The organism is Mycobacterium sp. (assembly GCF_032162105.1).
GTDB lineage: Bacteria > Actinomycetota > Actinomycetes > Mycobacteriales > Mycobacteriaceae > Mycobacterium.
The window spans coordinates 1-9,961 of the sequence record NZ_JAVRPS010000709.1 but is presented as its reverse complement, the minus strand read 5'-3'; the positions used below and the strand labels follow the sequence as shown (position 1 = coordinate 9,961).

13 protein-coding genes are annotated in these 9,961 nt (G+C 68.8%); 4 read left to right on the top strand and 9 right to left on the bottom strand.

Features of this window, described 5'->3' with window-relative positions:
- Positions 1 to 366 (bottom strand): TetR/AcrR family transcriptional regulator (locus QOC69_RS36015; RefSeq protein WP_526447610.1); only part of this gene is annotated, 366 nt, incomplete at its 3' end.
- Positions 367 to 442: 76 nt separating this feature from the next.
- On the opposite strand from QOC69_RS36015, the gene QOC69_RS36010 reads away from it, so the two are divergent.
- A complete protein-coding gene (locus QOC69_RS36010) occupies positions 443 to 1,912 on the top strand; it encodes a flavin-containing monooxygenase (RefSeq protein ID WP_526447608.1) in 1,470 nt (489 codons plus the stop codon).
- Here the strand turns inward: QOC69_RS36010 and rraA are convergent.
- From rraA to QOC69_RS35970, 8 genes are all read right to left on the bottom strand, one after another.
- Entirely contained in the window at positions 1,909 to 2,388 is a 480-nt protein-coding gene (gene rraA, locus QOC69_RS36005) for a ribonuclease E activity regulator RraA (RefSeq protein ID WP_526447606.1), read from the bottom strand. The genes QOC69_RS36010 and rraA overlap by 4 nt on opposite strands.
- Positions 2,385 to 3,140: a MerR family transcriptional regulator gene (locus QOC69_RS36000; protein ID WP_526447604.1), complete on the bottom strand. Its 756-nt coding sequence runs from the start codon at positions 3,138 to 3,140 to the stop codon at positions 2,385 to 2,387. The genes rraA and QOC69_RS36000 overlap by 4 nt, the downstream gene beginning before the upstream one ends.
- Before the next feature lie 48 nt (positions 3,141 to 3,188).
- Positions 3,189 to 3,623, bottom strand: coding sequence for a hypothetical protein (locus QOC69_RS35995; RefSeq protein ID WP_526447602.1), 435 nt, complete (start codon positions 3,621 to 3,623; stop codon positions 3,189 to 3,191).
- A gap of 94 nt (positions 3,624 to 3,717) precedes the next feature.
- On the bottom strand, positions 3,718 to 4,650 hold the full coding sequence (locus tag QOC69_RS35990; RefSeq protein ID WP_526447600.1) for a CopD family protein: 933 nt from the start codon (positions 4,648 to 4,650) through the stop codon (positions 3,718 to 3,720).
- A complete protein-coding gene (locus QOC69_RS35985) occupies positions 4,647 to 5,135 on the bottom strand; it encodes a copper resistance CopC family protein (protein ID WP_526447612.1) in 489 nt (162 codons plus the stop codon). The genes QOC69_RS35990 and QOC69_RS35985 overlap by 4 nt, the downstream gene beginning before the upstream one ends.
- Positions 5,136 to 5,170: 35 nt before the next feature.
- Positions 5,171 to 5,866 (bottom strand): YcnI family protein, encoded by a 696-nt coding sequence (locus QOC69_RS35980; protein WP_526447598.1) that lies wholly within the window; start codon positions 5,864 to 5,866, stop codon positions 5,171 to 5,173.
- Positions 5,867 to 5,909: 43 nt separating this feature from the next.
- The gene (locus tag QOC69_RS35975; RefSeq protein WP_526447596.1) at positions 5,910 to 6,443 is read right to left on the bottom strand and encodes a hypothetical protein; all 534 of its coding nucleotides are present in this window, start codon (positions 6,441 to 6,443) and stop codon (positions 5,910 to 5,912) included.
- A 6-nt stretch (positions 6,444 to 6,449) separates the two neighbouring features.
- A complete protein-coding gene (locus QOC69_RS35970) occupies positions 6,450 to 7,106 on the bottom strand; it encodes a DUF6474 family protein (RefSeq protein ID WP_526447594.1) in 657 nt (218 codons plus the stop codon).
- Positions 7,107 to 7,352: 246 nt separating this feature from the next.
- Here QOC69_RS35970 and QOC69_RS35965 point away from each other — a divergent pair, with 246 nt between their 5' ends.
- From QOC69_RS35965 to QOC69_RS35955, 3 genes are all read left to right on the top strand, one after another.
- Positions 7,353 to 8,588 carry a hypothetical protein gene (locus QOC69_RS35965; RefSeq protein WP_526447592.1) on the top strand — a complete coding sequence of 412 codons (1,236 nt, stop codon included), beginning with the start codon at positions 7,353 to 7,355 and terminating at the stop codon, positions 8,586 to 8,588.
- Between the two features lie 60 nt (positions 8,589 to 8,648).
- Entirely contained in the window at positions 8,649 to 9,140 is a 492-nt protein-coding gene (locus tag QOC69_RS35960) for an ImmA/IrrE family metallo-endopeptidase (RefSeq protein ID WP_526447590.1), read from the top strand.
- The coding region (locus QOC69_RS35955; protein ID WP_526447588.1) for a hypothetical protein at positions 9,137 to 9,961 on the top strand (825 nt) is incomplete at its 3' end. The genes QOC69_RS35960 and QOC69_RS35955, both read left to right, overlap by 4 nt.

The window sequence follows — 9,961 nt, the reverse complement described above, 5'->3', positions numbered from 1 at the left end:
CGCGAGCGTCACCGCGCGATGTGCACCGAAGGTGTCGAACAGCGCGTTGATCGCTCGCCATACCCCGGCGGGGTCGACGCGCGCGCCGGGCGTACCGCCCAGTGCCGCGTCGGCCGTCCGATCCGCCTCGGTGATCACCCGGTCCATCAAAGCGAGCAGCACGGCGTCCTTGGATGGGAAGTAGAAGTAGAACGTCGGCCGGGACAGGCCGGCGCCCTTGGCCAGGTCGTCGACGGAGATGTCGGCGAAGTCCTTGTTCTCCAGCAGCCGCTCGGCGGTCGCGAGAATCGCCGCCTCGCGGTCGTCACCGGACGGGCGCTTGGAGCGGCGACCGCGACCGGATCGGGCTGGGCTGGTGGTTGTCACGGCGGTTACTTTACTGCATGTCGAAATTTTCAACACTCTGTTGACCTATTCAACACAGTGTTGATAGCGTGTCGTCATGACCGAACACCTCGATGTTCTGATCGTCGGCGCAGGCATCTCCGGCATCAGCGCCGCCTGGCATCTGCAGGACCGCTCCCCTTCGAAGACCTACGCGATCCTCGAGCGCCGCGAGGGCATGGGCGGCACCTGGGATCTGTTCAAGTACCCCGGCATCCGGTCGGACTCCGACATGTTCACTCTCGGCTTCCGGTTCAAGCCGTGGACCTCGGCCAAGGCCATCGCCGACGGACCGTCGATCTTGGAGTACATCAAGGAAGCCGCGGCCGAGAACGGCATCGACAAGAACATCCGGTACGGCCATCAGGTCACCGCCGCCGAGTGGTCGGACGCGGACAATCAATGGACTCTGACGGTCGACCGCGCGGGCGAAGAGGTCACCATGACCTGTTCGTTCCTGTTCGCCACCACCGGTTACTACAACTACGACCAGGGGTACTCGCCGACGTTCCCGGGCTTCGAGGACTTCGCGGGCACCATCGTGCATCCGCAGCACTGGCCAGAGGATCTCGACTACGCAGGCAAGAAGATCGTCGTGATCGGTAGTGGCGCTACCGCCATCACGCTGATCCCGGCCCTGGTCAACAGCGGCGCAGGCCACGTGACGATGCTGCAGCGGTCACCGTCCTACATCGGCTCGCTGCCGGACGTCGACCCGATCGCGGTCCAGGCCAACAGATACCTCCCGGAGAAGGTCGCCCACGTGGTCAACCGGTGGAAGGCGATCGGCTTCAGCACCGTTCAGTACCAGCTCGCGCGCAAGTTCCCGAAGTACATGCGCAAGACGCTGCTGACCATGGCGCAGCGGCGCCTGCCCGCGGGCTACGACGTCGAGAAGCACTTCGGGCCCAAGTACAACGTGTGGGACGAGCGGCTCTGCCTGGCGCCCAACGGCGATCTGTTCAAGACCATCCGCAAGGGCAACGCCGACGTGGTCACCGACACCATCGAACGATTCGTCCCCGAGGGCATCGAGCTGACCTCCGGCGAGGTGCTGGACGCCGACATCATCGTCACCGCAACGGGTCTCAACCTGCGACTCTTCGGCGGCGCGGCCATCCGCCGCAATGGCGAGCCCGTCGATCTGACCACCACGATGTCCTACAAGGGCATGATGCTCTCCGGCATGCCGAACATGGCCTTCACCATCGGCTACACCAACGCCTCTTGGACGCTGAAGGCCGACCTGGTCTCCGAGTACGTCTGCCGCATCCTGAACTACATGGACGCAGGAGGTTTCGACACCGTCGTGCCGGAGCACCCGGGCGACTCCGTCGACGAACGTCCGTTGATGGACTTCACCCCAGGCTACGTGCTCCGCGCGCTCGACAGCCTGCCCAAGGCCGGGTCGAAGGCGCCGTGGAAGCTCAAGCAGAACTACTTCCTCGACGTCCGGATGATCCGTCAGGGCAAGGTCGACGACGAGGCGCTGCACTTCACCAAACACCGTGCGCCCGTGACGGTTTAGGCTCCAACGACGACTATCCCGTCCTCGTCGCAGTAGGCGACCTCACCGGGGACGAACGTGACACCGCCGAAGGTGACCGCCACGTCGCGGTCACCTTCGCCGGTCTTGGTGCCCTTGCGGGGATTGGTACCCAGCGCCTTGATCCCGATGCCGATGGTGCGCAGCGTCGACGCGTCACGCACCGCACCGTGGACCACCAGGCCGGCCCAGCCGTTGTCTGCGGCCAGGCCTGCGATGAGGTCGCCGACCAACGCGGTGTGCAACGAACCGTCCCCGTCGATCACCAGCACTCCGCCATTCCCCGGCTCGGACAGCACGGACTTCAGCAGCGCGTTGTCCTGGAAGCAGCGCACCGTGGTGATCCGCCCGGCGAACGTCGTCGTAGCGCCGTAGTTCTGCAGCTGCAGATCGCAGCTCCGGACGTCGGGGTAGATGTCGTCGACGAGATCAGCGGTGGCACGGGGTTCGATGGTCACGCCTCGATGCTAGCCACCACGATGTCGCGGACGAACTGGGCCAAACCCGGCTCGACGGCGTCGTAGTACCGGGTGAAGCGTTCGTCCGCGACGTACATCTCGACGAGACTGCGGTGCATGTCACCCCCGAAGTCGTAGAAGCGTTCGATCGACGCGCGGTGCCGCGCCACCAGGTCGTCGGCGGCTGACGAGCCGGGTTGGACGCCGTCCCGCTTGGCCCGAGCGAGCGCGGCCAGCAAAGCGTCACCCTCGGCCTTGACGTCGATCCAGTCCTGCTTGGACATCCGCGAAACCCGTTGACGGGACTGCTTCCACGCGTCGGTCTCGCCCCAGCGCCGTTCGGCCTCCTCGGCGTACTCACCGCCGAACGCGCTGGTGCCGAAGATCTCGACCTGCTCCTGAGCCGTCAGCTGGATACCGTCGTCGTGTGCGTTCATCAGTTCCTCCACTGCGTTGATCGTGTGGGCCAGCCGCTCGGACTGCTCGAGGAGCAGTCGGTGCTGCCGACGTAGGTGGGCGGGCACGTCGACGTCCGGATCGTCGAGAAGGGTGCGGATCTCGTCGAGCGGCAGGCCCACGGCCCGGTAGACGAGCACGAGATGCAATCGTTCGACGTCGGCATCGGTGTACCCCCGATAGCCCGCAGCCGTCCGCACGCTGGGCACCACCAGACCGATGTGGTCGTAGTGGTGCAGCGTGCGGACCGAGATCCCTGAGAATTCGGCAATGGTGCCGACGGTGTTGGCGTCCACGCGAAAGACTATGGCCCCTGACGTCGCGTCAGGGTCAAGAGAATTTCGTCAGTCTTCTTCGGAGTTGCGTCGCACCAGCAGAACCACGAGGATCGCCAGGATGCCTGCCGCGACGGCCGCGGCCACCGGCAGTCGAGAGTGCACGGGCCCTGGCGTGATGACGGGGATCGTCGCGGCGGCCACGGTCGACTTCGCTTGTGCGGCAGTCTCCTTCGCCGGACTGCTGGCCGGCCGTGAGCCGTTGGTTTCCGCGGCAGCGGGTGCGGGCTGAGCAGGCGGGACGGCGGGAGCCTTCTTTGCGGGTGCCTTCTTCGCCGGTGCGGCCTTCTTGGCAGCCTTGGCCGGAGCCTTCTTCGCCACCTTGGCCGGAGCCTTCTTCGCCGCCTTCGCGGGTGCCTTCTTCGCGGGTGGCGGCGGAGTCGGATCCGGAGTCGACGGCTGTTCGGTGGGCTCCTCGTCCGGTCGACCCTGCGGGTCTGCCATCTGGCTGCTCCTTTGCAGTTCTCGTCCAAAGCGCGGTCGGCGTGCGGTGTGGGGCCGGGCAGTGCACCCCATCATGCCAGTTGGGTTTTGGTGGCTACCCCGTGACCGCCAGGGCGGCGGCCAAGGTCAGCGCCACGGTCATGCCGGCCAACTCGATTCGGGACCGCAGCCGCGATACGTCGGCGGTGGCGCGGTGTGACCGGGCCGCGGGGAGCCACCAGCTGCGATTGCGCCAGGCGAGGACCGTCAACGCTGCCGTCAGCACGATCTTGGCCGACAGCAACCGGCCGTATCCCGTCGTGACGAACTCGGCGGGGGAGTGCAGCCTCAGCGCCGTCGCCGCGACGCCACACACCACCAGCGTCACCACGCACAGCAGGGAGGCCTGCGAGAAGCGCGGCAACATCCTGGCCCACTGCCCGCGATGTTCGACCACCAGCACCAGGGCGGCCAAGGCGCCGCACCACAACGCCGCGGCCAGTGCGTGCACGGCGACCGCAAGGCCGCCGCCAGGGCTCTCCGAGAGGTGACCGACGAGGCTGCGGCTGGTCAGACCGACCGCAGCCGCGCCGGCCACCACGACGCCGACCGCCGGTTTCCACTCCCCGCGGGACGCCACGGCGGCCACCACACCCACCAGGACGGCGGCCACCGCGCACATCAGCCCGGACCGCCCCGTGGTGGTGGCGACCGCGAACTCGACCGTGGTGTGCACGCCCACCCGCACCGCGGACACCCCCGCCGCCTGTGCCGCGGTGACCACCAGCCGAACCACTTCGGCCAGCGCCCACACCGCCGCCGCGAGGATCAACGGTCCGGCGGCGCGCTCGGCGACTTCGCGGCGATACCGGTGGGTGTCGAACATCGGGACCACCGCGAGGCCGAGCGTGACCACCGCCGAACAGTCGGCGACCGCCCGAATCAGCGTGGCGCTCAAGGAGTTCTGCGGAAACGCCAGAGCCCACGCCAACACGGCCGCTGCGGCGACGACGGCAGCGCCTGCCGCGACGGTCCGCAGCCGCGTCACGGCCGCCGCCGAACCGCCCACCACGCACCGGCACCCACGATCGCGACGGCCACCGCCACGAACGGCCAGACCGGGACGCCCTCGTCCTCGGGACCGTTCGCCGCCACCGGCGGACCCGGCGTGCCCGTCCCCGCTTCGGTGAGCCGAAACGACCACGACCCCGACACCACGTGACCGTCGGCGGAGGTCACCCGGTAGTTCACCGTGTAGGTGCCTGCAGGCCCCAGCGGGCGCAGCGCGACGCTGGCCACGGCCCCCTGGACCTCCGCCGTGCCGGTCGACCACAGGTTGCCGTCAGGGCCGACCACCGTCATGGCCGCGAAGCTGGTCTGCAGTTGCTCGTTGAACGTCGCGCTGACGCGCTCGGGTCCCTGGCTGAGCGCGGCATCCGGCGCGGGATCGGCGGAGGTGCGGATGGCGTGGGCGGAGGCCGTCCCGGCGCCGGCGAGCGCCAGGACGGCAAGCAGAGCTAGGACGGCCAACAGCGGGGCGACGAACGCCGCGCCTGGGACCCTGCGGATCACGTTCGGCGCCGTCCGACGACGGCCACCACGACGCCGACCGCGGCCACGATCAGCGCACCGCCGGCCAGCCAGCGGGCCGTGTCATCGGCGGTCTTGGGGGCGGCACCGGTGACGGGTTGCCCGGTCGGCGCTGCCGCCGCGACGGGTGACGGCGTCATCTGGTGCTCGGGCGCAGGGGCTCCCGACAAAGCGAGCTCCGGCACGGGGTACTCGGGTTCGCCGCCGCCCGGGAGCGGCGGCTGGTCCCAGTGGACCACCTTTCCGTCCGAGTAGGTCTGCGTCGCGGGGAAGCTGACCGACGGCTGGTTGGGCAGAGTCACCGAGATCCGGAACAACGCGAACTGGTCCGGTGATATCCCGACCGACGGCGCGGCCGACCAGGTCACTGAGCTCACGGTGCCTGCGGCGGCGTTTCGGTCAAGGCGGCTCGTCCAGCCGGGCATGACCTCGGCGCGCGCTGAGGCCACGTTCGGCAGCGCAACGCTGAACTGTGTTGTCAAGGCTCCTGTTTCGGATTCGCCGGGAACCCGGAACGTCAGCACCGCGGAGCTTCCGGGCGCGGCGTCGTCGGCATCGACGTGGACGTGGGCCCAGGCCGGCGCGGCGCCGGAGAGCAGGGCGATGGACATGGCCGCGCCCGTGGTGGCCGTCGTGACGAGGGCGTGCTTGTACGCCCGGCGGATGGATCGCATTTCGAGAGGTTTCCTTCTGTGCGTCGAATTGGGGGGTGGTCGGTCAGCGAACGGCGCCGACCGGCGGCCCTCGATGCGACATCGACGCGGCGAGAAGGAGCGCGGACCGCAGGGGCTGATCTGCGTGTCCGAGTGCGGCCGCAGGCGCGGCGGTCACCGGGCCGGGCGCGGGCGGAGCGGCCGCCCGCACTACCCGTGAGATCGCGGTGCTCAGGTATCCCGCCGCCGCGATGAGTGCGGCGCCGCACGTGACGGCGGCAACGTGGGCGGCCACCATCGCCGCGGCCGACGGGCTGGCGGCGTTCGCATGATGGTGGCCCACGGTGCCGAGCAGGAGATGGCCGAGCACCTGGCCCGCCGCCATCAGCACGAGTTGGATCTGGAACCGGTCGGCGCAGGAGATCGTCGCGGAGAGCCCTCCGATCACCACGGCCAGCAAAACGAGCTGGGCCGACGTGGCACCGGACGGGGTTCCGCCGCCCCCAGCGGCGTGCGCGGTGGTGGCCAGGGCGATGGTCAATGAGCCGGCAGCCAGCCCCCGCAATCGAATCGCGGGTGAGGCGGAGCCGGCGGTCACGTTTTTCTAGACCACGCCGAGCCGGGCCATCAGGTCGGCGTCGATGCCGTCCAACTGCTCGGTGATGGCTGCGTGTGCCGCCTTGCGGCGAACGGTGGGCATGTTCTCTGCAGCGGTCACGGCCGCGGAGAGATCCTTCAACCGGTCGTTGATCGCGGTCACGAACTGCTTGGTCTCGGCGTCCTTGGGCTTCGACTCGGTGACCTGGCCCAGCGACTGCTCGGCGCCGGAAATGCGGGCGGATAGCGCGCCTCCGGCGCCGGAGAACTGCCCGAGCTGGCTGAGCGGAACGCCGAGTCGGTCGGCCTTGCGCTGGTCGATGATGCCCCGCGCGGCGATCGTGGCGCGGTAGACGACGGGCACCACGACTGGGGCCAGCAGCCGGGAGACCGTCATGACCCGGCGAATACGGGACGCGGACAACAGCTTCCCCTCCTTGGCCGCCTTGAGCTGTGTCTCAGCAACCTTGAGTGCCGCCTTGTCGCTATCCCGCTGCGCCTTCAGGCCCGCCTTGATGGTGGCCGACTGGCGCCTGCCGTCGGCCCTGATCCGGCGAGCCTCGTTCTTGGCGGCGAGCCTCGCCTCCAGCTTGGCTTTCGCCTTGATCGCACGGGCCTCGGCCCGGCGGGTCGCGCGACTCTTGCGACGCGTGAACACGCCCATCCCGGCTGCCTCCCAGTCAATTCCGTCGAGATCCCGCGATTATGGCTGCGCTGATGACGCCAACCCTATCGTCGGACAGGCCGCCGGCGGGCTTTGCCCCTTACAGAATGAGGACGTTCGGTACACCAGCAAACAGTTGAGCATGTTTATGCGACAATCGTGGGACATCAAGAGGGCCGACCGATGACGCCGTGAGGGGTTGGTGAAGACGTGGTTGCGCGTATTCGCATCGCCGCGGCTGCATGCGTGATGGCATCTGGGCTGCTCATGGCGGGTACGGGCGCATCGCTGGCGCTTGCCGACCCCCAGGCCGGCAAGATCGGCGACGCCGGCGGTTCGCCGAACGGCAGCGCGGCTCCCGCGACCGGTGATCCCGAGGCGACCGCGACCACGGGAGCCGGCTCGGTGCCGACCGGCATCGGCTCCGCAGGCGGCCAACCGAAGCCCAGCTCGCAGGTCGGGGACGGGCGCAATGGCGTCCCCGCGGGCGGGACCACCGGTACGGCGACGACGCACGAGTCCACGCACGAGAGTGAGTCCCCGACCGATGCGGTGCCGACCACCGTGACCGAGACCTCCAGCAAACCTAGCGAGCCGGAATCCACGGCCGCCCCGCAAACCGGATCCGCGCCCCCCAGCGAACAACCGTCGGGCGTAACGACGCGGGTTTCGATCGACCCGTCGGTCCCCGCCGCGGACCTGCAGAAGGCGCTGGTGGAGGTTCCCGGTAAGGAAGCCGCCGCCAATGGGACGAGCAGCACCGAGACGACGACCAGTACCGCGGTTGCCGGCTTCGGGTGGCCGTGGTCGTGGTGGAACTGGGCTCCGCCTCCGGCGGCCGACGGTGGCGGTGGCGGCGTATCGGCGCCGGTCACATGGCAGTTCCCGGTCCCACCCGCAATGCAGCTGCCCATCCCGCAGTTCCCGACCATTCCGCGCGAGCTGCTCGCGCCGATCAACGGGTTCTCCTTCGACCCGTTCGTCGACGTCGTCAACGGGGTCCTCACGGGGGTCAACAACGTCGTCACGGGGCTGGCCACCGCCGCCTCCCAGCTCCCCTTCGCACAGATCACGCTGCCCGTCGTGGTCTTCCCCGGCGGTACGGCGGCCGGTGCAGGTGGTGGTGGGACGGTCGTCACCGGTGGTCCTGGCGTCGCTCCGCGCCCAGGCATTCCGGCCGCGCCGTTGCCCCCGGTGACCCCGGGCGCCGGCTCGTCAGCGCCACCGCCCCCGCCGCCTGCGCAAAGGCAACAGTCGCCGCCGGCGTTCAGCGCGGACAATCAAGCCTCGGTAGCCCCGTCGTACCGAATGGGCTATATGGAGTACCTGAGGGCGGCCGGGTTCGGCCAGGTCGCGGCCGTGGCCGTACCCGGGTTCACCGGAATCTTGATCCTCACCGGTGCCGGAGGGTTGATCGGATACCGCCAAGCGAGGGCCGGCAGCACCATGCGGACCGGGAACACGGCGCGATTCATGGGTTGACCGGATCGTTGGTTCCAAGCGGACCAACACGTCATAGTGGACCCGTCGAGAGGGGGTTTTATGCCTGCTAGCCGTCGCGTCACTCGCGCCGTCAACGAAGTGCTCGATCTCGCTCCCAGACGTGGTGAGGTGTCGCTCGCGCGCCTGGTCGACGCCGTGGCCGTGGACCGCGGTCGGCCCGTCGAACTCAAGATGGCGGATCTGCCGACGGGGGTGTGTGGCCAGTGGCGCCAGTACGCCGACCGCGACGTCTTCCTGATCCAGAAGGGTCTGCCCGCAGTTGACCGCACGCTGGCCCACGAGCTCGGCCACCTGGTTCTGGGCCACGACGGCATCTCGGTCGTCGAGGCCGCCCGCGACACCACAGAACTCGCCAGCTCGGACCTGATCGGGTACATGCTGAACCAGCGGACCGGTTGCATGGGTCCCAGCGGAGAGGATGCCGAGCAGGAGGCCGAGGATTTCGCCGCCCTGCTCATCTACCGACTCGGCCGCCTGCCGTCCGATCGCTCGTCGATGGTGCAGGTGCGGCTCGGAGAGGCGTTTGGTTGATCGTCTGGGTGATCGCCGGTCTTCTCGGATTGGCGACCGGCCTACGCATCGGCTGGGCACTGGTCAACAAGCAGTCTCTGGTCAGCGCGGCGATGATTCTCGCGCTGGGCAGTCTCGGGCTGGTGGCGGCCCTGAACTGGCAGCCGCTGACGCTGCTGATCGATACCCTGTTGCGCTGGCCGAACGTTTCCACGGTGCTCAGTCAGGTGGCGCTGATCGCTTGTGCCGCAGGCAGTTGCGTGATGATTACGTCGGCATCGTCGAGCCGCGGGCCCGCCACCATCCGGCGCATCGCGATCATTCAGTACGCGGTGGCGACCGTGATCGCCGGACTGACCCTGGTGGCCTTCTTCATCGCGCCACAGCAGCCCGAGATGGCGCCCGAGGAGTATCTGCAGCGCAACCTGGGCTCGGGGGGCACGTCGCTGTCGTGGCTTCTGCCGTTGCTCTACGTGCTGCTGGCGTTGACGCTGGTGGCATGGGCGGGGGCGCGCCACTCGAACCGCACCCGCCGCGGCCGGGCGCTGTTCGTCTTCACCGTCGGCATCGCGCTCATCGTGCTGGCGAGCGCCTTCTTCCTTCTCCGCGCGGCAGGCAATACCCGGCTCGTCGGTGTTGGCGCGGCGGCGACGCTGTTGGGCTGCGCGATGCTGGTGGTGGCCAGTGGCTCACTGCTGCCCAGCGTCGAGGACTGGTTCGGCGCCCGACGCGAACTGCGGATCATCCAGCCGCTTCTGGAGGAGTTGAACGGTCGCCACCCCAACATCGGGATCGGTGTACGTCCGAGGGGTCCCTTGTTGTTCCGTGTCGCAGAGCAGATG